25 protein-coding genes and 4 tRNA genes are annotated in these 23327 nt (G+C 43.5%); 8 read left to right on the top strand and 21 right to left on the bottom strand.

The window, feature by feature from the left end; all coding sequences use genetic code 11:
• Positions 1–28 precede the first annotated feature (28 nt).
• The 12 genes from rpoB to ACHKAR_RS11200 all read right to left on the bottom strand — a co-directional run bounded on the left by rpoB (position 29) and on the right by ACHKAR_RS11200 (position 8631).
• A complete protein-coding gene (gene rpoB, locus ACHKAR_RS11255) occupies positions 29–3898 on the bottom strand; it encodes a DNA-directed RNA polymerase subunit beta (protein WP_159585200.1) in 3870 nt (1289 codons plus the stop codon).
• 133 nt (positions 3899–4031) lie between these two features.
• Positions 4032–4409 carry a 50S ribosomal protein L7/L12 gene (rplL, locus tag ACHKAR_RS11250; RefSeq protein ID WP_159585201.1) on the bottom strand — a complete coding sequence of 126 codons (378 nt, stop codon included), beginning with the start codon at positions 4407–4409 and terminating at the stop codon, positions 4032–4034.
• Between the two features lie 30 nt (positions 4410–4439).
• On the bottom strand, positions 4440–4967 hold the full coding sequence (gene rplJ / locus ACHKAR_RS11245) for a 50S ribosomal protein L10 (protein WP_159585202.1): 528 nt from the start codon (positions 4965–4967) through the stop codon (positions 4440–4442).
• A 6-nt stretch (positions 4968–4973) separates the two neighbouring features.
• A complete protein-coding gene (rplA, locus tag ACHKAR_RS11240) occupies positions 4974–5672 on the bottom strand; it encodes a 50S ribosomal protein L1 (protein ID WP_395417486.1) in 699 nt (232 codons plus the stop codon).
• A gap of 8 nt (positions 5673–5680) precedes the next feature.
• Entirely contained in the window at positions 5681–6124 is a 444-nt protein-coding gene (rplK, locus tag ACHKAR_RS11235; protein WP_159585204.1) for a 50S ribosomal protein L11, read from the bottom strand.
• A 4-nt stretch (positions 6125–6128) separates the two neighbouring features.
• Positions 6129–6686 carry a transcription termination/antitermination protein NusG gene (nusG, locus tag ACHKAR_RS11230; RefSeq protein WP_159585205.1) on the bottom strand — a complete coding sequence of 186 codons (558 nt, stop codon included), beginning with the start codon at positions 6684–6686 and terminating at the stop codon, positions 6129–6131.
• 3 nt (positions 6687–6689) lie between these two features.
• Positions 6690–6881 (bottom strand): preprotein translocase subunit SecE, encoded by a 192-nt coding sequence (gene secE / locus ACHKAR_RS11225; protein ID WP_159585206.1) that lies wholly within the window; start codon positions 6879–6881, stop codon positions 6690–6692.
• An 18-nt stretch (positions 6882–6899) separates the two neighbouring features.
• Positions 6900–6972: transfer RNA gene (locus ACHKAR_RS11220), tRNA-Trp, on the bottom strand.
• 105 nt (positions 6973–7077) lie between these two features.
• Positions 7078–8265: an elongation factor Tu gene (gene tuf / locus ACHKAR_RS11215; RefSeq protein WP_159585207.1), complete on the bottom strand. Its 1188-nt coding sequence runs from the start codon at positions 8263–8265 to the stop codon at positions 7078–7080.
• A gap of 95 nt (positions 8266–8360) precedes the next feature.
• Positions 8361–8432: transfer RNA gene (locus tag ACHKAR_RS11210), tRNA-Thr, on the bottom strand.
• Positions 8433–8461: 29 nt separating this feature from the next.
• Positions 8462–8534 (bottom strand) — tRNA-Gly (locus tag ACHKAR_RS11205).
• 14 nt (positions 8535–8548) lie between these two features.
• Positions 8549–8631, bottom strand: a tRNA-Tyr gene (locus ACHKAR_RS11200).
• Between the two features lie 129 nt (positions 8632–8760).
• Between ACHKAR_RS11200 and ACHKAR_RS11195 the strand changes: the two genes are divergently transcribed.
• From ACHKAR_RS11195 to frr, 3 genes are all read left to right on the top strand, one after another.
• Positions 8761–9342 (top strand): biotin/lipoyl-containing protein, encoded by a 582-nt coding sequence (locus tag ACHKAR_RS11195; protein WP_221413416.1) that lies wholly within the window; start codon positions 8761–8763, stop codon positions 9340–9342.
• A gap of 75 nt (positions 9343–9417) precedes the next feature.
• Positions 9418–10122, top strand: a complete 705-nt coding sequence (gene pyrH / locus ACHKAR_RS11190) for a UMP kinase (protein WP_159585209.1) — start codon at positions 9418–9420, stop codon at positions 10120–10122.
• 4 nt (positions 10123–10126) lie between these two features.
• Positions 10127–10687: a ribosome recycling factor gene (frr, locus tag ACHKAR_RS11185; protein WP_159585210.1), complete on the top strand. Its 561-nt coding sequence runs from the start codon at positions 10127–10129 to the stop codon at positions 10685–10687.
• Positions 10688–10695: 8 nt separating this feature from the next.
• Here the strand turns inward: frr and nadD are convergent, their stop codons facing one another.
• From nadD to ACHKAR_RS11165, 4 genes are read right to left on the bottom strand one after another with little or no spacing between them, the layout of a single operon-like run.
• On the bottom strand, positions 10696–11268 hold the full coding sequence (nadD, locus tag ACHKAR_RS11180; protein WP_395417485.1) for a nicotinate (nicotinamide) nucleotide adenylyltransferase: 573 nt from the start codon (positions 11266–11268) through the stop codon (positions 10696–10698).
• A complete protein-coding gene (gene gmk / locus ACHKAR_RS11175) occupies positions 11265–11834 on the bottom strand; it encodes a guanylate kinase (protein WP_395417484.1) in 570 nt (189 codons plus the stop codon). Before gmk ends, nadD begins: the two co-directional genes overlap by 4 nt.
• 4 nt (positions 11835–11838) lie before the next feature.
• Positions 11839–12105 (bottom strand): anti-sigma factor, encoded by a 267-nt coding sequence (locus ACHKAR_RS11170; protein ID WP_159585213.1) that lies wholly within the window; start codon positions 12103–12105, stop codon positions 11839–11841.
• Between the two features lie 37 nt (positions 12106–12142).
• On the bottom strand, positions 12143–12727 hold the full coding sequence (locus ACHKAR_RS11165) for a sigma-70 family RNA polymerase sigma factor (protein WP_159585214.1): 585 nt from the start codon (positions 12725–12727) through the stop codon (positions 12143–12145).
• Between the two features lie 234 nt (positions 12728–12961).
• On the opposite strand from ACHKAR_RS11165, the gene ACHKAR_RS11160 reads away from it, so the two are divergent.
• A complete protein-coding gene (locus tag ACHKAR_RS11160; RefSeq protein ID WP_395417483.1) occupies positions 12962–13720 on the top strand; it encodes a glycosyltransferase family 2 protein in 759 nt (252 codons plus the stop codon).
• Here ACHKAR_RS11160 and ACHKAR_RS11155 read toward each other — a convergent pair.
• The 3 genes from ACHKAR_RS11155 to ACHKAR_RS11145 all read right to left on the bottom strand — a co-directional run bounded on the left by ACHKAR_RS11155 (position 13717) and on the right by ACHKAR_RS11145 (position 16930).
• Entirely contained in the window at positions 13717–14790 is a 1074-nt protein-coding gene (locus tag ACHKAR_RS11155) for a glycosyltransferase family 4 protein (protein ID WP_395417482.1), read from the bottom strand. The two genes, ACHKAR_RS11160 and ACHKAR_RS11155, sit on opposite strands and share 4 nt — an antisense overlap.
• A gap of 63 nt (positions 14791–14853) precedes the next feature.
• The gene (ahcY, locus tag ACHKAR_RS11150; protein ID WP_159585217.1) at positions 14854–16161 is read right to left on the bottom strand and encodes an adenosylhomocysteinase; all 1308 of its coding nucleotides are present in this window, start codon (positions 16159–16161) and stop codon (positions 14854–14856) included.
• Between the two features lie 49 nt (positions 16162–16210).
• Complete coding sequence (locus ACHKAR_RS11145; protein WP_395417481.1) at positions 16211–16930, bottom strand: biotin--[acetyl-CoA-carboxylase] ligase; 720 nt, start codon at positions 16928–16930, stop codon at positions 16211–16213.
• Between the two features lie 86 nt (positions 16931–17016).
• On the opposite strand from ACHKAR_RS11145, the gene rsfS reads away from it, so the two are divergent.
• Genes rsfS through ACHKAR_RS11125 form a run of 4 tightly spaced genes read left to right on the top strand, consistent with a single transcriptional unit; the run spans position 17017 to position 21175 of the window.
• Positions 17017–17397 carry a ribosome silencing factor gene (gene rsfS / locus ACHKAR_RS11140; RefSeq protein ID WP_159585219.1) on the top strand — a complete coding sequence of 127 codons (381 nt, stop codon included), beginning with the start codon at positions 17017–17019 and terminating at the stop codon, positions 17395–17397.
• A 45-nt stretch (positions 17398–17442) separates the two neighbouring features.
• Positions 17443–19572, top strand: a complete 2130-nt coding sequence (ftsH, locus tag ACHKAR_RS11135) for an ATP-dependent zinc metalloprotease FtsH (protein WP_159585220.1) — start codon at positions 17443–17445, stop codon at positions 19570–19572.
• 51 nt (positions 19573–19623) lie between these two features.
• On the top strand, positions 19624–20388 hold the full coding sequence (locus ACHKAR_RS11130) for a UDP-2,3-diacylglucosamine diphosphatase (protein ID WP_395417480.1): 765 nt from the start codon (positions 19624–19626) through the stop codon (positions 20386–20388).
• A complete protein-coding gene (locus ACHKAR_RS11125) occupies positions 20378–21175 on the top strand; it encodes a hypothetical protein (protein WP_395417479.1) in 798 nt (265 codons plus the stop codon). The genes ACHKAR_RS11130 and ACHKAR_RS11125 overlap by 11 nt, the downstream gene beginning before the upstream one ends.
• Here ACHKAR_RS11125 and ACHKAR_RS11120 read toward each other — a convergent pair.
• On the bottom strand, positions 21170–22519 hold the full coding sequence (locus ACHKAR_RS11120) for a TolC family protein (RefSeq protein ID WP_395417478.1): 1350 nt from the start codon (positions 22517–22519) through the stop codon (positions 21170–21172). The two genes, ACHKAR_RS11125 and ACHKAR_RS11120, sit on opposite strands and share 6 nt — an antisense overlap.
• Before the next feature lie 67 nt (positions 22520–22586).
• A complete protein-coding gene (locus ACHKAR_RS11115) occupies positions 22587–23300 on the bottom strand; it encodes an ABC transporter ATP-binding protein (protein WP_159585224.1) in 714 nt (237 codons plus the stop codon).
• Positions 23301–23327: the final 27 nt, after the last annotated feature.

Below are 23327 nucleotides of genomic sequence, written 5' to 3'. Positions count from 1 at the left end.
CCGCAGAGCGGGGCTGTTATCCAATTTATTAGTCTAAGGTAATTTCAAGTGCCAATCCACGAAGCTCGTGAACCAATACGTTGAACGATTCAGGGATGTTTGGCTTCTGCATATTCTCACCTTTCACAATTGCCTCGTAGGCTTTTGCTCTACCAATCACGTCATCCGACTTAATGGTAAGGATCTCTTGCAAAACATGGGCGGCACCAAATGCCTCAAGTGCCCATACCTCCATCTCTCCAAATCTCTGACCACCAAACTGCGCTTTACCACCAAGTGGTTGCTGAGTGATGAGTGAGTATGGTCCGATGCTTCTTGCGTGCATCTTATCATCTACCAGGTGACCAAGTTTCAGCATATATGCCACACCTACTGTAACAGGCTGATCAAAGCGAACTCCACTCAAACCATCGTATAGATAAGTACGACCAAATGAGGGCAACCCTGCTTCTTTCAGTTCATTCTGAACTTCATCCTCAGTAGCACCGTCAAAAATTGGAGTGGCATATTTCTTACCCAACCTTAGTCCAGCCCATCCAAGAACTGTTTCATAAATCTGACCGATGTTCATACGAGAAGGTACACCAAGCGGGTTCAATACAATATCCACCGGAGTTCCGTCTTCCATGAAAGGCATGTCTTCATCACGAACAATTTTGGCTACAACACCCTTGTTACCATGACGACCAGCCATCTTATCACCAACTTTCAGTTTACGCTTTTTAGCCACGTAGACTTTGGCCAACTGAACAATGCCTGCAGGAAGCTCATCCCCAACCTCAAGCGTAAAACGCTCTCTTTTGAAGATTCCCGACACTTCGTTTCTAGCATTGATATAATTCTTCACCATTTTGAAGATCAGATCATTGGTATGCTGATCGGTTGCCCAATCTTCGATGATCAAATCTGAAATCAAATTGGCTTCTTCAGGTACATTGTAGTTACTCTCATCCCTATAAGCATTCTTAGGTGGGAAAAGATTTGCCTCGATGTTCTTTCTGTTGAACTTAGTCCCCTTAGACATGACCTCTTCACCAAACTTATGTTTGATTCCCTGGCATGTTTTCCCTTCGAGAAGCTTTGCCAACTTATCGATCATTTGATTTCTGATCTCAGTAAGCTCTCCGCTGTAGCGGTTTTTCAGCATCTCTACTTCTTTCTTCGTTCTTGATCTAAGATCTTTATCTTTCTTAGGTCTTGAGAAGAGTTTAGTGTCAATCACCACACCTCTCAATGAAGGAGAAGCTTTCAATGAAGCATCTTTTACGTCACCGGCTTTGTCTCCAAAGATGGCGCGCAATAGTTTTTCTTCCGGAGTAGGATCAGTCTCACCTTTTGGTGTGATTTTACCAATCAGGATATCACCTTCTTTGATTTCAGCACCGATTCGGATAATACCATTTTCATCAAGGTTCTTAACGGCTTCCTCACTCACGTTTGGAATCTCCGAGGTAAGTTCCTCTTCACCTCTTTTGGTATCCCTTACTTCGAGATCGTATTCATCAATGTGGATAGAGGTGAATATATCCTCTCTTACCACTTTTTCAGAAATTACAATTGCATCCTCAAAGTTGTATCCTTGCCATGGCATGTATGCCACCATCAGATTTCTTCCAAGGGCCAGCTCGCCGTTCTCAGTAGCAAAACCTTCACACAGAGGTTGGCCTTTGGTTACCTTATCTCCCTTAGTCACAATTGGCTTCAGGTTGATACAAGTATCCTGGTTAGTTCTTCTGAACTTAATCAGTTCATAAGTAACACTTGGACTATTGAAAGAGATGAGCAAATCTTCTTCTGTACGCTCATATCTGACAACTATTTTCTTAGCGTCTACATATTCAATCTCACCATCACCTTCAGCAATCACCAACGCTCGTGAGTCAATGGCTACACGCTTCTCCAAACCAGTTCCAACGATTGGAGCCTGTGGCTTCAACAATGGAACTGCCTGGCGCTGCATGTTAGAGCCCATCAATGCACGGTTGGCATCATCATGCTCAAGGAACGGAATCATAGAGGCCGCTACCGATACAATCTGATTCGGAGCCACATCCATGTATTTCAAATCTTTGGGGTCCACTACCGGGAAATCCCCTTCGAAACGCGCCTTTACTTTATCGTTGAGGAAGTTACCTTTATCATCCAAAGGCGCATTGGCCTGAGCAATATTATAAGTATCTTCTTCCTCTGCAGTGAGGTAGTTTACACTACCTGTCATATCCACAGTGCCTTCTACCACATCCCTATAAGGTGTTTCGATGAAACCCATCTGGTTCACTTTGGCGTGTACGCAAAGTGAAGAGATCAAACCAATGTTTGGTCCCTCAGGAGTTTCAATCGTACAAAGTCTACCGTAGTGAGTGTAGTGAACGTCACGTACTTCGAAACCTGCTCTTTCTCTCGAAAGACCACCTGGTCCGAGTGCAGACATTCTTCTCTTATGCGTAATCTCAGCCAGTGGATTGGTTTGATCCATGAACTGAGACAGCTGGTTAGTACCAAAGAATGAGTTGATCACAGAAGACAATGTACGAGCGTTGATCAGATCAACTGGCTTGAAGTCCTCATTGTCACGAACATTCATTCGTTCGCGGATCGTTCTGGCCATTCTGGCAAGGCCCACACCAAATTGAGCGTACAATTGTTCGCCCACAGTTCTTACCCTTCTATTACTCAAGTGGTCAATATCATCGACAACAGCCTTGCTATTGATCAACCCGATCAGGTACTTCACAATAAGGATAATATCCTCTGTAGTAAGGGTTCTCTTATCGTACCCTATATCCAAACCAAGCTTCTTGTTGATTCTGTATCGACCTACCTCTCCCAGATCGTAACGTTTGTCACTGAAGAAGAGGTTTTGAATAATATCCCGTGCAGTCTGCTCATCCGGAGCATCTGTGTTTCTCAGTTGACGATAGATCTGCTCAACAGCCTCCTTCTCGGAGTTTGAGTTATCCTTCTGAAGGGTGTTATATATAATAGAGTAATCCGTGATGTTAACATCCTTTCTGTGAAGGACAATTGACTTACTGCCCGATTCCAGAATTGTCTCTATATCATCTTCAGAAATAATACCATCTCTTTCGAGAATCACTTCATTTCTGTCAATAGATACAACCTCTCCGGTATCTTCATCCACAAAATCCTCAGTCCAGGTACGCAGTACTCTGGCAGCCAGTCTACGGCCAATTACTTTCTTAAGCTCCTTTTCAGTAGCGTCGATCTCTTCGGACAGGCCGAAAAGGTCCAATATTTTTTTATCAGATCCATATCCTATTGATCGCAGAAGTGTGGTAATAGGAAACTTCTTTTTTCGATCGATATAGGCATACATCACATTGTTAACGTCCGTAGCAAATTCGATCCAGGATCCTTTGAAAGGAATAATCCTTGCAGAATACAGGTGGGTACCATTTGTATGCTTGCTTTGAGCAAAGAACACACCTGGTGACCTGTGCAACTGCGAAACGATCACTCGTTCGGCTCCATTGATTACGAAAGACCCCTTAGCGGTCATATATGGGATATTCCCCAAAAAGACTTCCTGCTCAATGGTCTCAAAATCTTCATTCTCCTCATCATTGCAAAGCAAACGAAGCTTAGCTTTGAGGGGAACAGAGTGCGTCAAACCTCTCTCGATGCTCTCATCAACTGAGTACTTTGGAGGGTCAACAGTATAATCGACAAATTCCAGCACGAAATTTTCTCTGGAATCACTGATAGGAAAGTTCTCCATGAACACTTTATACAGTCCTTCGGAATTTCTTTTTTCAGAAGGAGTGTCCAGCTGGAAAAAGTCAACGAATGACTTTAGCTGTACGTCAAGGAAATCAGGATAATCGATTACAGATTTTATAGAAGAGAAATTAACTCTCTCAGATGTATTTTTAGCCAAAGCTTTATCTGTTTAGTTCAAAATAAGGATCAAGAACAATATGTGGTAGATACAAACAGGAAAAGACCTGATCCTTATCCCGATGGATATCGGGATGGGAGCCAGGCCTAAACCTTAGTTGATGAAAATCAAATTATTTTAGCTCAACCTCGGCACCAGCTTCTTCAAGCTGCTTTTTCAGCGCCTCAGCTTCATCTTTAGCTACGCCTTCTTTTACGTTACTTGGAGCACCGTCCACTAATTCCTTAGCTTCTTTCAGTCCAAGACCTGTAAGTTCTTTTACTAGTTTCACAACTGCAAGCTTAGCGGCACCAGCTGACTTAAGTACAACATCAAAAGATGATTTTTCTTCAGCAGCACTTCCACCATCACCACCACCAGCTACCATTACAGGAGCTGCTGCGGCTGCAGGCTCAATACCATACTCATCTTTAAGGATTGTAGCTAGTTCACTTACCTCTTTTACTGAAAGGTTTACTAGTTGCTCAGCGAATTCTTTTAAATCTGCCATTTTAATTGTCAATTAATTTTGTTAAAAATCTTATTCTCTTTCTGAAAGTGTTTTTACCAGTCCGGCTATTGTATGCTGACCACTCTGTAGAGCGGAAATAACATTCTTAGCAGGCGACTGAAGTAATGAAATAACCTCACCAATAAGTTCCTGTTTAGACTTGAGCTTACTCAAAATCTCTAACTGGTCTTCACCGATGAAAATATCTGAATCTATGGAAGCAGCCTTAAACTTAGGTCTCTGATCTTTATCTTCCTTCTTGAAGTCTTTAATGACTCTGGCAGGTATGTTTGCGTTTTCATTCACAAACATGATCCCTGAGAATCCTTTAAGTGTACTATCCAATGATGAATAGTCATTGTCAAGATTTTCAAGAGCTTTCTTGATCAAAGTATTTTTCACAACCTTATACTCCACGCCTTTCTTGAAGCACATCTCTCTGAACTTGTTGATTTGCTCAACAGTAAGTCCTGATGTGTCAGTGATGTAGAAGTGGTCTGTTTGCTGAAATTTTTCTGTTAAACCAGCAATCACTTGTGCTTTTTCTTCTCTAGTCATAACGTCTTATAGTCCAGCTATGCTATTTTTATCAACAGCTATTCCCTTACTCATCGTACTGGATAGTGTGATTGATTTAAAATATGTACCCTTGGCTGAAGAAGGTTTCAACTTCGCCACAGTTTGAATCATCTCTACTGCATTTTGCATGATCTTCTCTGGATCAAAGGAGATCTTACCAATGCTTGTATGAATAATTCCTGTTTTATCAACTTTGAAGTCGATCTTACCTGCCTTTACCTCGGTTACCGCCTGAGCAATATCCATGGTTACAGTACCTGACTTAGGGTTAGGCATCAATCCTCTTGGTCCGAGTACTCTACCTAACTTACCCACTTTAGCCATTACTGTTGGCATTGTGATGATCACATCGATCGCTGTCCATCCACCTTCTATTTTGGTGATGAAGTCGTCAAGACCTACATAGTCCGCTCCAGCTGCCTTAGCCTCTTCCTCCTTATCTGGAGTACAAAGCACTAGCACCTTCACTTCCTTGCCAATCCCGTTAGGCAGAGCCACCACTCCACGAACCATCTGGTCCGCTTTACGTGGGTCTACACCCAGTCTAATATCAATATCAACAGACGCATCGAATTTGGAAAAGGTAATATCCTTTACCAATTGAGCAGCCTCTTCGATAGAGTATTCCTTATTTACGTCAACAAGCTCTGCAGCTTTTTTCTGATTTTTCGTAATCTTTCCCATTGTACTATTTAGTTAGCCCAAGGCGCTTTACCAGAAACTCTTACTCCCATACTTCTTGCTGTACCAGCTACCTGACGCATCGCTGCTTCAATTTGAAAAGCATTCAAATCCTGCATTTTCAATTCGGCAATTTCCTTCACCTGATCCCAGCTGATAGAACCTACTTTCGCACGGTTTGGCTCAGCAGAACCTTTTTTCAACTTAGCAGCTTCCATAATCAATATTGGAGCTGGAGGTGTTTTAATTACAAAATCGAAAGACTTGTCAGTATAGATCGCAACAACTACCGGGAGCAATTGACCCTGCTTATCTTGAGTTCTTGCATTGAACTGTTTACAAAACTCCATGATATTTAGTCCCTTAGAACCAAGTGCTGGTCCTACTGGAGGAGAAGGATTTGCCGCCCCTCCCCTAACCTGGAGTTTCAAATAACCTGTTATCTCTTTAGCCATTAGATTATTCTTGTTTTTCTACCTGTATGTAATTCAACTCTACAGGAGTGTTTCTTCCAAAAATTTTAACTGTAACATTTAACTTCTTTCGATCCTCAAATACCTCTTCTACAGTACCGGTAAAGCCACTGAATGGACCATCCATAACTTTTACCGACTCACCCACTATAAAAGGTGTATCAAGTTTCTCTTCGTACTCCTCGGCTTCATCGACTCTACCTAAAATTCTGTTCACCTCATTTTGACGAAGTGGAACAGGATCCTTGGAAGCGCTGGTAGAACCTTCACCAAGAAAACCAATAACATCTGGTGTATTGGTAATAATATGCTGAGTCTCGCCATTGCTCAAATCAGCTTGTATGAGGATATATCCTGGAAAAAAGTTGCGCTCACGTACACGCTTCTTTCCATTTCTCATTTCGTATACTTTCTCAGACGGAATCAGCACCTGGGTTACCAGCTGCTCAATGCCATTTCTAGCGATCTCTTGTTCCAGGTAACCCTTTACCTTCTTCTCACGGCCACTAATAGCCCGTACTACGTACCATTTGAACTCAGACATCCCTTAAAATTCGTTATAAAACCATTTCATGGCATTTTCGAATCCAAAGTCGAAAAGCCCTATCATCAGAGCGAAAATCAAAGAAGCGACCAAAACGAGGATGCTACTGTTTTGCAGATCAGCGTATTTAGGCCAGGTTACTTTGTGAAGCAACTCATCGTAAGCCTCTTTAAAAAAAGATATTACCTTATCCATCGTTATGTTTAAAGATTGCACGGGAGGAGGGACTCGAACCCCCAACCAATGGTTTTGGAGACCACTACTCTACCAATTGAGCTACACCCGTAAAAAAACCATGCAGCCCAAAAGGACTGCAAAGTTAGATGAATCAATATTTATAAACAAATGCCATCTGAAATTAATTTCCAGATGGCAATGTTTTGAAATTCAATTAGTCAAGGATCTCAGTAACCTGACCAGAACCAACAGTTCTACCACCTTCTCTGATCGCAAATCGCAGACCTTTTTCAAGAGCGATAGGGTTGATCAAATTTACTTCGATAGTTACGTTATCGCCTGGCATTACCATTTCCACATTCGCAGGAAGCATGATCTCACCAGTTACGTCTGTTGTTCTTACGTAGAACTGAGGACGGTATTTGTTGAAGAAAGGAGTGTGACGACCACCTTCTTCTTTAGAAAGAACGTATACCTCAGCATTAAATTTAGCGTGAGGAGTCACAGAACCAGGCTTACAAATAATCATACCTCTTCTGATTTCGCTCTTCTCAATACCTCTCAAAAGCAAACCAACGTTATCGCCAGCTTCACCTCTGTCCAATATCTTTCTGAACATCTCCACACCAGTGATGGTAGACTTAAGACCTTCAGCACCCATACCGATGATGTCAACTGGATCTCCAGAGTTGATTACACCTCTTTCGATTCTACCAGTAGCTACAGTACCACGACCAGTGATTGAGAATACATCCTCTACAGGCATCAAGAATTCTTTATCAACTGCTCTAGGAGGAAGTGGAATAAACTCATCCACTGCATTCATCAGTTCTTCTACTTTTTCTACCCACTTAGGCTCACCGTTAAGTGCACCAAGAGCAGAACCCTGGATAACTGGAATGTCATCACCTGGGAAATCATAATCAGAAAGAAGCTCTCTGATTTCCATTTCCACAAGCTCAAGAAGCTCAGGATCATCAACCAAATCCACTTTGTTCATGAAAACAACCAAAGCAGGAACACCTACCTGACGAGAAAGAAGGATGTGCTCTCTTGTCTGTGGCATAGGACCGTCAGTCGCTGCTACCACAATGATAGCTCCGTCCATCTGGGCCGCACCAGTAACCATGTTCTTAACATAGTCAGCGTGACCAGGACAATCCACGTGCGCGTAGTGTCTTTTTTCTGTCTGATACTCAATGTGTGAAGTATTAATAGTAATACCTCTTTCTTTTTCTTCAGGTGCATTGTCAATTGAAGAAAAGTCTTTCATTTCTGCAAGGCCTTTTGAGGCAAGTACAGAAGAAATAGCAGCAGTTAATGTGGTTTTACCATGGTCAACGTGACCAATAGTACCGATATTAACGTGCGGTTTTGAACGATCAAAGGTTGCTTTAGCCATGTCTGATAATCCTCGGTTTAAATATTAAATAAATAAGTCAAAATAAAATATTCCAAATATCACCAACCAAATGGTGTTCCCCTTGAGGATACAAGAGCCAATGACGGGATTTGAACCCGTGACCTCTTCCTTACCAAGGAAGCACTCTACCCCTGAGCTACATCGGCTTTGGGAATTTCAAAAGGTTGATAATTCGAGCGGGTGACCAGGTTCGAACCGGCGACCTACAGCTTGGAAGGCTGTCGCTCTACCAACTGAGCTACACCCGCTTTTTAACATTTTGTGGGGGGAGAAGGATTCGAACCTTCGAAGACATAAGTCAACGGATTTACAGTCCGTCCCAGTTGGCCGCTTTGGTATCCCCCCAACTAACATTTATACTCTATCAAAGTACTCCCCTTTTTCGGTTCTCCTTGAAAAAGGGAATGCAAAATTATACGCTTTTTTATTTTAATCAAATTTTTACCGTTAAATCTGGAATCATTTTTTCAAAGCATGTTTTTAACCTTCCGAGGCCCTTTTTCGCAGCCCAGGTTCATTGATTTTCATTATTATAGTGGCCTGGAAAATGATATGACCGATATGAAACTAAAAGTAGAAGTAAATGGGCGCAATGAGTTTCAAATTGCGGAACGTGAAGGGGGGGCATTCATCAATGGCGAAGAAACATCTTATAGCCTACACAAGAAGTCTTCTAATGAATTTCTCCTTTACCAAAATCAACACGTCTATCAGATCTCGGTAGTGGAGTCACATGACAGCACCTTGACCTTAAATATTAATGGAGAGGAATTCAGCGTAAGCACCAAAGATCACATTGCCCAAATCCTGGAAGACCTGGGAATGGACGTGATCACCAACGAGGTAATCAATGAAATCAATGCTCCAATGCCAGGCACCATCATCGATATAGCGGTATCTGAGGGTCAGGAGATTCAGGAAGGAGATACCATTCTAATCCTGGAAGCCATGAAAATGGAGAACATCATTAAATCTCCTGTGAATGCCACGATTCAGAAAATACACATTGGAAAAGGTCAAAACGTGGAAAAAAATCAAGTTCTGGTATCTTTTTAAGGATCATGGGCGCTTGATATGGTAATCTTTATACTTTTGTGAAATTTTAATCAACAAACAATTATATAGCCCTGCATGAAATATAAAAGGATACTCCTCAAACTTAGCGGCGAAGCCCTCATGGGAGAAAATCAACATGGCATAGACCCCAACAGACTGGAACAATATGCTATGGAAATCAAACGAGTCCATGAAAAAGGCCTTGAACTGGCCATAGTGATTGGAGGAGGAAACATCTTCAGAGGAGTGGATGGAGAGAAGTCAGGAATAGACAGGGTACAGGGAGACTACATGGGTATGCTGGCCACTGTCATCAACGCCATGGCGCTGCAAAGTACGCTGGAAAAGCACGGAATGTACACCCGACTGATGTCAGGACTGAAAATGGAACAGGTATGTGAGCCTTTCATCCGACGAAGAGCGATTCGACATTTGGAGAAAAACAGGATTGTCATCTTTGGCGCTGGTATAGGTAACCCCTACTTCACCACTGACTCTACTGCCAGTCTTCGGGCCATCGAAACTGAAGCTGACGTGGTACTAAAGGGCACACGCGTTGATGGAGTCTACACGGCTGACCCTGAGAAAGATCCTACCGCGACCAAATACACTCACGTGTCTTTTCAGGAGGCCTACGAAAAAGGACTGAGCATCATGGACATGACGGCTTTTACCCTTTGCATGGAAAACAATCTCCCAATTATCGTATTTGACATGAATAAGCCTGGAAATCTATTTGATATCATAGATGGAAAAGAGGTGGGTACTTTAATCAATTAACACAATGGAGGAAATCGACTTTTATTTAGATCACTCACAAGAAATGATGGACAAAGCAGTGAGCCACTGCAACTCCGAACTGGCCAAAATAAGAGCTGGTAAGGCCATGCCTAACATGCTGGATGGAATCACTGTGGAATATTACGGAGCAAGCACTCCGCTACAGCAAGTAGCCTCAGTGACCACACCGGATGCCAGAACTTTGAGTATTAAGCCCTGGGAAAAGAAGATGATCCCTGAAATAGAAAAAGCCATCATCAATTCTAACCTTGGTTTCAACCCTCAGAATGACGGTGAATTAATCAGGATCAACATACCGCCCCTTACCGAAGAGCGCAGAATCTCATTGGTGAAGCAAGCCAAATCAGAGACTGAAAACGGCAAAATCAGTGTGCGAAATGTGCGCAAAGAGGTAATGGATTCGCTCAAGAAGCTCTTAAAAGACGGAGCCTCTGAAGATGCCATAAAAGGAGCTGAAGAGGAAGTGCAGAAGATCACAGATCTCCACACCAAAAAGCTGGATGACCTACTGGAGCTGAAGGAGAAGGATATAATGACCCTCTAAATTGACGGTCAAATAAACAGTTTACGTGCCTGAATTATTTCTTCCACACGTGCTGGTACCAAATATTTGATAGATCGGTTTGCTCTTATCATTTTCCTGATAAGGGTAGCCGATATGTCCATCTCCGGCGCTTCTATCAACCGCACATTTGCATGCTCCGTCAAATCTGATTTCTGAGCATTGGGCCTGGGGTAAACAATCAGCCCATAGTGATCTAAAATTACTTGATGATTCTTCCACTTGGTGAACGAGCCCAGGTTATCCTCCCCGATGATCAGAGTAAAGCTATGATCGGGATGCTTTTCAGTCAATACGGCCAGGGTGTCCACTGTGTAGCTGGGCCTGGGCATCTGAAACTCCACATCATTCACCCTGAAATGGTAGTCATCCTCAATGGCGGCTTGTACCAAATCATATCGATCAAACTCGTGTAAGAGGTTCTTATTTTTTTTGAATGGATTTTGAGGTGATACGATAAACCACACCTGATCCAGCTCCGTGGACTGATGAGCCACATTGGCAATAATCAAATGCCCAACATGGATAGGATTGAAAGATCCGAAAAAGAGTCCAACTTTCATTTGAGGAAATCATTTACAACCTGCTCAGCTTCCCTGAAAGCGGTCTTCAAATCTCTATTGATCAGCTCATAATCGAATTTCTCAGCGTATTGCATTTCAGCCTCTGCTTTGCCGACCCTACGCTCCAACGATTCTTTGGTTTCTGTTTGTCTCTTCTCCAAACGCTCGCGAAGCACATCCACACTTTCAGCATTTACGAAAACAGATAGTGCCCTGTCTCCAAGTGCTTCCTTCAGATTGACCCCTCCAATGACATCCACATCAAAAATTACATGATGACCTTCTGCCCAAAGACGCTCTACCTCAGCTTTGAGCGTACCGTAGAATACCCCGGGGTACACCTCCTGCCACTCATACAGCTCTCCTGCCTCAAGCTTCTTGCGAAAGTCTGCCTGCGAAAGGAAATAATAATCTTTTCCGTCTTCTTCCACACCAGCCCTTTTGGCACGTGTAGTCGCGGAAATCGAAAATTTCAAATTGGGAATGGTCTCGATGAGATGCTTTACAATGGTGGTCTTACCGGCACCTGATGGTGCGCAGAAAATTACTGCCTTGCCTCGGCTCATATGATCAGGCTGATTGAAAAACTTTATTTCTTATAGCTTGCGCCAGGTCAGCCGGTACTTTTTGATTGGTAAGTTTACTTCGCAATAGTTCTCTGATTTGTTTCTCTACTTCGTACTGCTCGAAGCAAACCATGCACTTATGAATATGGTTTTTCAGATAAATCTCCTGCTCCTCAGTGGCTTCATTGTCCAACATTAGATGGAGATACTGGAGGCATTTCGCAAACTCATTACAATCATTCGATCCTTTCTTCTCAGAGTTGTCTGACATGGTGATGCAATTATTTCACAAACTAAATAAATAAATATTATTTGTAGCCCATTGTTAAGGCATATGACTTCAGTTTCTCCTTCAGAAGGTTTCTGGCCCTGTGCAATCTGGACCTCACAGTACCTATCGGAATGTCCAGAATCTTCGCCATTTCCTCATAAGTAAACCCCTCCAGATCGCAGAGAATAATTACCGTCCGGAAATCAACGGCCAATGCATTGAGCGCATTGGACACCTCATCCCCGATCATATCCTTCACCGCATCTATCCTCAGGTCTACTGTTCTGCTTTCATCAACATCTTCCGAATTGTAGAAGTTCTCTACTTCCTGATAATCTACTTTGGCAGGTTGTTTACTCCGCTTTCTGAAATCATTGATGAAGCTATTTTTGAGAATTCTATACAGCCACGCCTTGGCATTGGTGCCTTGCTGAAAAGAGTTGATAAACCGATATGCCTTCATGAAAGTATCCTGAACCAGGTCTTTTGCATCGTCCTGGTCGAAGGTGAGCCTGTAGGCGAAATTGTACATAGCATCTAAATGAGGCAGAAACTCATTGTCGAAAATGTTTTTTCGTTCTTTATCGGAATACTTACGCCTGATTACTTGTTCCTCGCTCATTTCTTTAGTCTCCTCTGTTTGCCTAATAATAAAATCGAACTCTACACCAATTTGTTTAAGGTCATTTCAATGTACCTACACCTTTTTACGATTACACTCTTCAAATAGTTTATACTTATTCTAAATAAGAATGAACTTATTTACCCAACAAAACGGAGTTACCTCGGTACTCATTAATTTGCGTTCTCTGTATTTACGACCCGACGTACCCTCTGGATTTCTGAAAGGAATAAAATGAAGCTCTCCACCATCATCATTACCTACAACGAAGCCCCAAACATCGAGCGTTGCATTCGGAGTTTGCAGCAAGTATCTGATGAAGTGGTGATCCTTGATTCGTTCTCTACGGATCGTACACCAGACATTTGCAGAAGCCTCGGTGTACGTTTTGAGCAAAAAGCTTACTTAAACCAAATTGATCAGAAAAATCATGTCCTCGCCCTGGCGCAATACGATCATGTGCTTTCACTGGATGGTGACGAAGCCCTCAGTGAGGAACTGGCAGGCAGTATACTTCATGAAAAAGATCTGGGGTTCCCGGACCAGGCCTATTTACTCAACAGGCTATCGTTCTATTGTGGGAAGTGGATAAGACATGGTGACTGGTACCCCGATTGGAAAGTGCGGTTATGGAATAAGCATGAGGCGCACTGGGGTGGGAGCAATCCGCATGACAGGGTTTTTCCAAGGAAAGGGATTAAACCTAAAAAACTTAAAGGGGACCTGCTTCATTTCACTTTTTCAACGCTCCAGGAGCATCAAAGGCAGGTCAAAAAGTATGCAGAGATCAGTGCCACCACATACTTTGGCAGCAATAGAAAATTTGCACTTGCCCGCATGATCCTGAGCCCCATCACTTCCTTTGTGAAAAGTTATCTTTTTAAGGCTGGTTTTTTAGACGGCCGACACGGCTGGCAAATCATCAGACTGGCTATGATGGAGAAATATTTAAAATACAAGAAGCTTCATCAACTTCAAAAAATAAAGCATTAGCCAATAAGCTCCGTAAAGTACGCTTCATACTCTGTGACTGTTCTTTCTACTAAAAACTTTTCAATGGCATCTTTATAGGCCCTATTCACAAATTGCTCTCGCAAAGCCTCATCCTCCGCCAGCCGCTGAATTTTCACAGCCAAATCCTGAGAGTCCCCATTGTTAAAAAGGAAACCATTCACTCCATCTTGTATAAGATCGGGAATCCCACCGAATCTGGAACCAATCACCGGAACCCTGCTGAGCATGGCCTCTACCAGTGCCAGGCCGAACCCATCCATATGAGAGGGCAACACCTTCACATCGGCCAACTGCAGGTAATGAAGTGCCTCCTCATGGCTCACCACGCCTGTAAATAGGATGCGTTGTTTAGGGCTTTCCCTGGCTAGCCATTCGGCAAAATCGCCCTCATTAATTCCTACAAACAAAATACTGTAATCCTCCGGAAGGTATTTCAGTGCGCTAATGATTTCTCCTTGCAGTTTTTTCCTACTGATACAACAAATGACCTTACCGGTCAGGCCATGTACCCTCCTGAGCTCCTCCACGTTTTCCTTCTTTACATTCAGCAAAAGATCCTCTGGAACGCCGTTGAATATTACTTTCAGGTGAGCTTCACTATAGCCTTTCGCCAAAAAAATATCTCTCAATCCTTTGCTTACCATCACAATACCTGAAGTCCCGGCCGTATGAAACCATCGTTTGATCCACGGCTCATTTCGTGGCCTTTGCCTTCTGGTGAAAACAATTTTCACATCCAATGCGAATGCCCACTTAGCAAGGATGGTGAGGTTGCGGTCTTTCCCGCCCTGTGCATTGATGAGGTCGATCTGATGCTTTCTGACGATGCGACCAACTGCCCGGACTGAGCCCAAATCCATATAGGACGCAAAAGGCACATCATGACATTCAACACTTCCCAGTCTCTGGACCAAATCCCAAAGTAAAGAGCCCCTCCTACAGGCCAGATGAACCTCATGCCCTTTTTGGACAAGGCCTCTAACGAGATAATAAATAGAATGGGTAGATCCGGCTACTCCGCCCTGGCATGTGGTGAAGAGTATTTTCATGGCATAAAAAAGGCGGCCTTCCACTAAGAAAAGCCGCCTTCTAAGGTATTTAAAGTTGAGCGATTAATATCGGTAAGTATCCGGTTTAAATGGCCCGGCCACTGTCACTCCAATGTACTCTGCCTGCTCCTGAGATAGGGTTTCAAGCTCCACTCCTATTTTGGCAAGGTGAAGCGCTGCTACTTTCTCGTCCAAATGCTTAGGAAGCGTATAAACGGCATTTTCATAATTCTTCACGTTGGTCCACAGCTCTATCTGAGCCAGTGTCTGGTTGGTGAATGAATTACTCATCACAAAAGAAGGGTGTCCGGTAGCGCATCCGAGATTCACCAGTCTGCCTTCTGCCAGAAGAATGATTTCCTTACCATCAATATTATACAAATCTACCTGAGGCTTAATCTCCACCTTGGTACTTCCGTAGTTTCCATTCAACCAGGCTACATCAATCTCATTGTCAAAATGGCCGATGTTGCAAACGATCGTTTTGTCATGCATGAGTTTAAAATGCTCTCCGCGGATGATGTCTTTGTTACCAGTGGCAGTAACAATAATATCTGCTCTAGGCACAGCATCCACCATTCTCTTTACTTCATAGCCGTCCATCGCTGCCTGCAGCGCACAGATTGGGTCTATTTCAGTCACGATCACTCTCACTCCAGCACCACGCAACGAAGCTGCTGAGCCTTTCCCTACATCGCCATACCCGGCAACCACGGCTACTTTACCCGCCAGCATGATGTCTGTAGCTCTTCTGATCGCATCTACCAAAGACTCCTTACAGCCATATTTGTTATCAAACTTCGACTTGGTAACCGAATCGTTTACGTTGATAGCAGGCATTGGTAGTGTCCCTTTTCTCATGCGCTCATAAAGCCTATGGACACCAGTGGTAGTCTCTTCAGAAAGGCCATTGATCCCTTCTACCAACTCAGGGTATCTATCCAAAACCATATTGGTAAGGTCTCCACCATCATCCAAAATCATGTTCAGAGGCTTACCACCCTCAAACGCGAATAGTGTTTGCTCTATGCACCAGTCAAATTCCTCCTCATTGAGGCCTTTCCATGCAAATACCGGCACACCAGCCTTAGCAATCGCCGCAGCGGCGTGATCTTGTGTTGAAAATATATTACATGAAGACCAGGATACTTCAGCTCCCAACTCCACGAGGGTTTCTATCAAAACGGCCGTTTGTATGGTCATATGCAAACAACCTGCTATGCGGGCTCCCTTCAGTATTTTTGAAGGTCCGTATTCTTCTCGTAAGGCCATCAGACCAGGCATTTCAGCCTCTGCCAACCTTATTTCGTTCCGGCCATATTCGGCCAGGTTAATGTCTTTTACTTTGTAGTTCAGCTTTTCTTCAATCATGACTCAATTTTTACAAGCGCAAAATTAATAAATTAAAAGTATTGGGTTGTTAATAGAGGAATGCTATTTCCTTCACATCGAAACGCCTGACGATATTGTTTGTTTTGACTGTAAGCCTGCCAGTATCGTCAATGCCAATAATTTCGCCATCAAATGTCCCTTCTTTATCCCGGAAAGAGTGGATTTCTCCACGCCACCTCATCAGCTTGTAATAGGCCCCAAGAAGGCCTCTGGTATCTCCTGATTTCAATTTCAGGTAATACTTTTCCAACTGCTGAATGATCTGCTCCAGTAACTCCTCTAGTTCGCAAGTCACACCACTTTCCATCAGAATGGAAGTGGCGGTTGCAAGAGGAAAGTGGGATTGATTGACATTTACGCCTATTCCTACTACCGCATCTGCTATCACACCACCTTCAATCATGGTCTCTACCAAAATGCCCGAGATTTTTTTATCACCCACATAGACATCATTTGGCCACTTCAATTCAACTTTGTCACTTACCCTTGGGGCTAAGGCATCTACCACCGCCAATCCTGAGATGATATTTAATAGATATGCCTGTTTGGGCAAGAGTACTTTTGGTGTCAGATAAATGGAAAAAAGAAGGTTTTTACCGGGTTCGCTCAGCCAGGCGTTGCCTCGTTGTCCTTTTCCAGCTATTTGGTGTCCGGTGTGTAATACATAGCCCTCATTAAGGGTTTCGAGACGGATTCTTAGCAGCAGCTCCTCATTGGTACTGTGACATTCTGGCAGGAATTCGAGCATTTTGCCTAGAAATAGCGGTTTGGCAAAGTATTTATGCAAAGTATATTAGTATTTTTGAAGATAAAGTAAGACTAAAAAATGATTGAATGCAGGTAAAAACAAAAGAAGCAATTAATTCCAGTAAATTAAGTGAACTGGTGGCGCAGGGTATGGTGGAGAAGAAGGCTTCTGATGTAGTGGTGATGGATCTTCGGGAAGTGAAAAACGCTGTAGCGGATTACTTTATCATCTGTTCTGGAAATTCTGACACTCAAATAGATGCAATTGCCGATTCTATAGAGGATGAGGTCTTTAAGCATTCTACTCAAAATCCCTGGAAAAGAGAAGGAAAAGAAAGCAGAGAGTGGATCATCATTGATTATGTAGATGTAGTCGCTCATGTTTTCAATAAAGAAAAGAGGAAATTTTACGGTCTGGAGGAGCTATGGGGCGATGCTAAAGTCACCCAAATAGACAAAGAGAACTAAATCACCTTCTGAGCGTTGTACGAATTAAACTTTTACAAATAGATAATGGCGGATAAACCGAGACAGAAAAACCCACTAATGGGTGGAAAGCCAAATAAACCCAACTATCAACTACTGATCATAGTAGGCTTGATTACTGTGGTTTTTGGATTTACATATTTCAGCCGTAGCAACACCACAGTTTCAATCTCTGATAAGCGATTTGAGCAGATGGTCTTAGCTAACGATGTGAAAAAGGTCGTTCTCATCAAAAATCAGGATGAGGTGGAGGTCACACTGAAACCAGAGGCCCTGCAGAACACCAAATACAAAATAGAGTTAGAGGAACAATCCCCGTTTTCTACCAATAGCGGACCTCATTATAAATTCAAAATTGTAGACCCAACAATCTTCAATCAGAAGTTTAATGAGTTGATGGATAAACTGCCCAAGGATCAGCAGATCGGGTATGAAGTAGACGAACGACAGGACTTTACCACTTTTATCTTCAACTGGGGATTCCTATTCCTGATCATCTTCGGGTTCTGGTTTCTGATGAGAAGAATGACAGGTGGTGGTGGCCCCGGTGGTCAGATTTTCAATATCGGGAAATCAAAAGCGGCACTTTTCGATGCTGAAAATAAAGTCAAAATCACATTCAATGATGCCGCCGGTCTTGAAGAGGCCAAGGAGGAAATCAAAGAGATTGTTGACTTCCTTCAAAACCCAGGGAAATTCACCACGCTGGGTGGTAAAATTCCGAAAGGAGCCTTACTTGTAGGCCCTCCCGGAACAGGTAAAACCTTACTTGCCAAAGCGGTGGCTGGTGAAGCCGGCGTGCCTTTCTTCACACTTTCAGGATCTGATTTCGTGGAAATGTTTGTGGGTGTGGGTGCTGCCAGGGTAAGGGACCTCTTTAAGCAAGCCAAAGAAAAAGCACCTTGTATTGTCTTTATTGATGAAATAGATGCCATCGGCAGATCCCGTGGAAAGGGGCAAATGCCAGGCTCCAACGATGAGCGAGAAAACACCCTCAACTCCCTGTTGGTGGAGATGGACGGCTTTTCCACAGACTCGGGAGTAATCATACTGGCGGCAACTAACCGTCCTGATGTACTGGATTCTGCCCTGCTGAGACCTGGTAGATTTGACAGACAAATCAGTATTGACAAACCAGATATTATCGGCAGAGAAGCTATTTTCAAAGTACACCTGAAGCCAATCAAGCAGCACGAAAATGTGGATGCTAAAAAACTGGCAGCACAGACCCCCGGGTTTGCAGGAGCTGAAATCGCCAATGTATGTAACGAAGCAGCACTCATCGCTGCCCGACGTGACAAAAAGGCCGTTGATATGGCCGATTTTCAGGATGCTATTGACAGAGTCATTGGTGGACTGGAGAAAAAGAATAAAATCATCTCTCCTGAAGAGAAAAAAATCGTGGCATATCACGAAGCAGGTCACGCGGTGGCGGGTTGGTTTCTGGAGCATGCAGACCCCTTGGTGAAAGTGAGTATCGTGCCACGTGGTGTAGCCGCGCTGGGATATGCGCAGTATCTACCCAAAGAGCAGTTTCTCTATCAGACTGAGCAGCTCATGGATGAGATGTGTATGGCACTGGGTGGCAGAGTGGCAGAGGATTTGGTTTTCGGAAAAATCTCTACTGGCGCGCTCAGCGATCTCGAAAGGATCACCAAACTGGCCTACAGCATCGTCACTGTGTACGGTATGAATGATAAGATCGGGAACGTCTCGTTTTACGACAGTAAACAATCAGAATATAATTTCACCAAACCATATTCTGATGCCACGGCTGAGCTGATAGATAAGGAAGTGAAGAGCCTCATAGATCAGGCCTACGCCCGCACCAAGGAGCTGCTTAAAGAAAAAGGCAAGGAACTGGAGATCATAGCGAAGGAGCTGCTTGAAAAAGAGATTATTTTTCAGGGTGATCTTGACAGGCTGATTGGTAAGCGTCCTTTTGAGAATCAAACTACCTATGAGCGGTTTACTAATAATAAAAATGTAAACGACGAAAGGGATGAACAAGAGGCACTTGAAAAGCTAGAGGCTGAAAAAGCGAAGCAAGAAGAGCTGGCTAAGCTGAAAAGCAACGTAATCCAGGAGGTACAAAAAGAAGATGGTGCGGTAGACACCGAAACAGAGGAAGAACTGGAGGACAAAAAGCAGTCCTAAAAACATAAATACATTGCTTAAATTGGGAGCCCTAAAAGGCTCCCTTTTTTTATGGACTTACAGTTTTCTGATTTAGACCCTCAAAAAAAAATATACTTCGCCAGTGATTTTCACCTGGGAGCTCCAGATAGGATATCCAGCATGGAGCGGGAGAAGAAAATCGTGCGATGGCTCACTGAAGTGAGCTCACACGCTGCTGGTATCTTCCTGGCCGGAGACCTGTTTGACTTCTGGTTTGAGTACAAGCATGTAGTCCCCAAAGGGTATTTGAGGTTTCTGGGTAAACTCGCCGAAATCAAAGACAAGGGTATCCCGATCATCATTTTCACCGGTAATCATGACCTGTGGATGGCGGACTACCTTACCCGGGAGCTGAACATTCCCATCATTCACCAACCTCAGTCTTTCCAGATCGGCCCTCATATCGTGCATATTGGCCATGGAGACGGTCTGGGTCCCGGAGATGAGAAATTCAAATTTTTCAAGAAAATATTCACCAATGGCCTGGCCCAATGGGCCTTTAGATGGCTCCACCCTGACCTGGGCATCTGGCTTGCCAACAAATGGTCTGACCACAGCAGAGATACCTGCTCCGATCCCCCTTTTAAGGGAGACGAGGAATGGCTCATCCAATATTGCAAGGAAGTAGAAGCCAAGACTCATCATGATTTTTACATTTTTGGACACAGACACCTGGCCATAGAAGCACCCATCAGCACCCATTCTACTTATTTCAACCTAGGAGAATGGATCAACGGAAGCACCTACCTTGAAATGACCCGGGACAACGCAATCTTAAAAACCTTTGAAAACTAAACTCCTGATCTGCACTCTATTATTACAAGCGAGCATATGCTGTCTCGCTCAGGAGTGGACGCATGTCAAAACCATAAAGCTCAAAAATGAAATCACTGCACAGTCTGTAGATACGGACGGGAAGATATACCTCGGTACGATGGCCGGAGATATGCTTCGCTATGATCAGGATGGAAACGAGACTGAGCTCTACTCTGCTGTTGGTAATTTCCCTGTGACACTGATCAGCGCCTGGAACCGATTTAAGGTATTTCTTTTTTTAAAAAGTCCTCAACAATTCATTTTCTTGGACCGCTTCAGCACTTCTCCCATCACCTATTCGCTTGCAGACTATCAGCGTCCCCTGGTAACCCTTTGTGCTCCCGGCATTGACAATAGCGTATGGGCACTGTCAGCAGACTACAATGAACTGAGAAAATACAACATTCAAAACTCCAATGTACTCCTGAGTAATCCCTTACAAATAAACCTGAGTAACGCTAGTTACATGCAAGCCTATCAAAATCTGGTGCTCATCAGTGATACGCAGCAGGGCATTCATTTTTTCGATCAGTATGGGAATTTACAGTTCAGCCATCCCGAAAAAGGTGTCTCCTATTTTCAAGTGGTCAATGACCAATTGGTCTTTTTGGCCGGAGCATGGATTACTACAATTGATGTTTTTCGCCCAGGAAACATCACCAAAATAAAAGCCCCACCAGGGGGCTTTAATAATGTGCTGAAATGGGGGGATCGATATTACTTTATCGGAAAAGATCAGGTATTGATCTACCAACTTAGGTTATGACCCTCTGTACAATTCCAAAATTTTCTTTCTAAAAACGATGCTGTACTTGGAGTTGATGAGCTCCAGTTCGGCCCTATTCTTATTATTCAGGCTTTCCAAATAAGTATAAAAATCAGTATTCCCCGTCTCAAACCGCTTTTTCATAAACTCGAAGGTCTGTGTGGTAGCCGCCAGGTTTTCCTTAGCAGAAATGTAGGTGTTCTGGGCCGAAACCAAATCCAGGTAAGCAGTTTGTACCAGGTTGGTGATCGTGTTCATAGCCTGCGATACCCCCAATTCAGCATTGGCCATTCGCACTTTGGCAATCTGAATATTATTGCTGGTTTGGTATCTGGAAAAGATGGGGATATTTAGTGAAAAATTCACATACTCAAATTCGTTAAACTCCATTTGTCTGGAAAAACTGGCGTCAGGTTCAAAGTCACCATTGGTGGGGTTTCGGGCTCCGTTAGATGAATAGTTAGATCCTATTCTTCCGAAAGCCGTAATCGTAGGGTACAATTGGGCTTTGGCAGACTTAAACTGATACCTCGACGCTTCGTAGGAAGAGCTTGCCGCTTTCAGTGCCGGGCTACTGCTCAGCGTTTCTTCCAACACTACCTCAAACGGATCTGCCTCGAGCAGAAGCTCTTCCTCCTGCACATCATAAGCCTGCACTTCCACCTCTCCATCATTGGGGTTGAGCTGCATGGACTGAAACAGAGTAAGCAAATCTCTTCTCAGGGTATTTTCCAGATTGTTGAGCGTCAGTTTTTGATTGGCCAGCTGCCCTTGAAAATTATATACTGACTCCAGATTACCCACCCCCACAGATTCTCTTTTCTTCTCTCTTTCCAGTTGTGCTTCCAATAACTCCACACGTTCTCTGGCTATTTTAATGTTCTCTTTGTCCAGGATCACACTGAGGTAGTAAGCCAGAATATTACTTTCTACATTGATCTCTGTATTCTTAATGGTCTCTGATGCAGCAACCAACTCATGTTTACGCTGACTCAATTGAAAATGGTTTGAAAAACCATTGAACAAGACCATATTGGAAGAAATATTGGGAGCCGAACTGCTTGTGGTCTCAGATACCTGGCGAGCCGCATTGGGATCAAAGAAGTTACCGAAGAAATAGTCATAATTCACCCCTGCTGATAGCGAAGGGAAAAAATTCATGATGGATTGTAGCCGATTAGATTCAGCCATGAGCTGACTATTGCGCGCCTGCTTCAACTGAATGTTTCTCTCCAGTGCGGTCTGGATGCAGTCATCCAGCGTGAGGACGGTCACCTCTTCTGTATCCTGTGCATGGGCCAGTACAGACATAGTAATCATCATGAAAATCAAAGTCTTCCTCATTTTCAGTTTATTTAGATCAAAAAAAGGCCGTCCAAAGAGGATCGGCCTTGAGTATACAAAAAGTGAATTAAACTAAAGCGTTGTCTTTGGCATTCATGTTTTCAGAAACGATCTGTCCGTCAAACAAGTGAATAACCCTGTGTGCGTACTCAGCATCCAACGGAGAGTGTGTCACCATTACTACGGTGGTCCCGTTTTCATTCAGTTCGGTCAGTAGGTTCATTACCTCCTGTCCGTTGGCAGAATCCAGATTACCTGTTGGCTCATCCGCCAGAATCAGTTTAGGCTTGGCCACCACAGCTCGCGAAATGGCCACACGCTGCTGCTGACCACCAGATAACTGCTGTGGGAAGTGATTTCTACGGTGCATGATCTTCATCTGCTCCATCACTTCTTCCACCCGCTTCTTGCGCTCAGAAGATGAGTATTTCAGGTAAATAAGCGGCAGCTCAATGTTTTCATAAACCGTCAATTCATCAATCAAATTGAAGCTCTGGAACACAAAGCCGATATTGGCTTTTCTAAGCTCCGCTCTTTTACGCTCAGAGTAGGTTGAGATTTCCTGATCTGTAAAATGAAACTCCCCTTCAGATGGGTTGTCCAATAAGCCCACAATGTTGAGCAAAGTGGATTTACCACAACCAGACGGGCCCATTATGGCCACAAATTCACCTTTTTTGACCTCCAGGTTCACACCAGCCAGGGCTGTTGTTTCTATTTCGTCTGTATAGTAGAACTTCTTCAGTCCCACAGTTTTGATTAACGCTTCAGAGTTTTCCATTGTCTAAAATTTTATTTTGTATGTCGA

Origin of the sequence: Marinoscillum luteum (assembly GCF_044005705.1) — a bacterium.
Taxonomy (GTDB): Bacteria; Bacteroidota; Bacteroidia; order Cytophagales; family Cyclobacteriaceae; genus Marinoscillum; species Marinoscillum luteum.
The sequence above is the reverse complement of the archived record's forward strand: the minus strand, read 5'-3'. Positions and strand labels throughout refer to the sequence as shown.

Coding starts and splice junctions, on each gene's coding strand:
- gmk (WP_395417484.1), bottom strand. CDS start 11,834: ATGAGCCGAGGCAAGGCAGTAATTTTCTGCGCACCATCAGGTGCCGGT.
- ACHKAR_RS11130 (WP_395417480.1), top strand. CDS start 19,624: ATGGACTTACAGTTTTCTGATTTAGACCCTCAAAAAAAAATATACTTC.
- ACHKAR_RS11155 (WP_395417482.1), bottom strand. CDS start 14,790: ATGAAAATACTCTTCACCACATGCCAGGGCGGAGTAGCCGGATCTACC.
- ACHKAR_RS11170 (WP_159585213.1), bottom strand. CDS start 12,105: ATGTCAGACAACTCTGAGAAGAAAGGATCGAATGATTGTAATGAGTTT.
- nusG (WP_159585205.1), bottom strand. CDS start 6,686: ATGTCTGAGTTCAAATGGTACGTAGTACGGGCTATTAGTGGCCGTGAG.
- rplL (WP_159585201.1), bottom strand. CDS start 4,409: ATGGCAGATTTAAAAGAATTCGCTGAGCAACTAGTAAACCTTTCAGTA.
- tuf (WP_159585207.1), bottom strand. CDS start 8,265: ATGGCTAAAGCAACCTTTGATCGTTCAAAACCGCACGTTAATATCGGT.
- rplK (WP_159585204.1), bottom strand. CDS start 6,124: ATGGCTAAAGAGATAACAGGTTATTTGAAACTCCAGGTTAGGGGAGGG.
- frr (WP_159585210.1), top strand. CDS start 10,127: ATGGAGGAAATCGACTTTTATTTAGATCACTCACAAGAAATGATGGAC.
- ACHKAR_RS11195 (WP_221413416.1), top strand. CDS start 8,761: ATGTTTTTAACCTTCCGAGGCCCTTTTTCGCAGCCCAGGTTCATTGAT.
- pyrH (WP_159585209.1), top strand. CDS start 9,418: ATGAAATATAAAAGGATACTCCTCAAACTTAGCGGCGAAGCCCTCATG.
- nadD (WP_395417485.1), bottom strand. CDS start 11,268: ATGAAAGTTGGACTCTTTTTCGGATCTTTCAATCCTATCCATGTTGGG.
- rplJ (WP_159585202.1), bottom strand. CDS start 4,967: ATGACTAGAGAAGAAAAAGCACAAGTGATTGCTGGTTTAACAGAAAAA.
- rplA (WP_395417486.1), bottom strand. CDS start 5,672: ATGGGAAAGATTACGAAAAATCAGAAAAAAGCTGCAGAGCTTGTTGAC.
- ACHKAR_RS11165 (WP_159585214.1), bottom strand. CDS start 12,727: ATGAGCGAGGAACAAGTAATCAGGCGTAAGTATTCCGATAAAGAACGA.
- ftsH (WP_159585220.1), top strand. CDS start 17,443: ATGGCGGATAAACCGAGACAGAAAAACCCACTAATGGGTGGAAAGCCA.
- ACHKAR_RS11120 (WP_395417478.1), bottom strand. CDS start 22,519: ATGAGGAAGACTTTGATTTTCATGATGATTACTATGTCTGTACTGGCC.
- ACHKAR_RS11160 (WP_395417483.1), top strand. CDS start 12,962: ATGAAGCTCTCCACCATCATCATTACCTACAACGAAGCCCCAAACATC.
- rsfS (WP_159585219.1), top strand. CDS start 17,017: ATGCAGGTAAAAACAAAAGAAGCAATTAATTCCAGTAAATTAAGTGAA.
- ahcY (WP_159585217.1), bottom strand. CDS start 16,161: ATGATTGAAGAAAAGCTGAACTACAAAGTAAAAGACATTAACCTGGCC.
- secE (WP_159585206.1), bottom strand. CDS start 6,881: ATGGATAAGGTAATATCTTTTTTTAAAGAGGCTTACGATGAGTTGCTT.
- ACHKAR_RS11145 (WP_395417481.1), bottom strand. CDS start 16,930: ATGCTCGAATTCCTGCCAGAATGTCACAGTACCAATGAGGAGCTGCTG.
- ACHKAR_RS11115 (WP_159585224.1), bottom strand. CDS start 23,300: ATGGAAAACTCTGAAGCGTTAATCAAAACTGTGGGACTGAAGAAGTTC.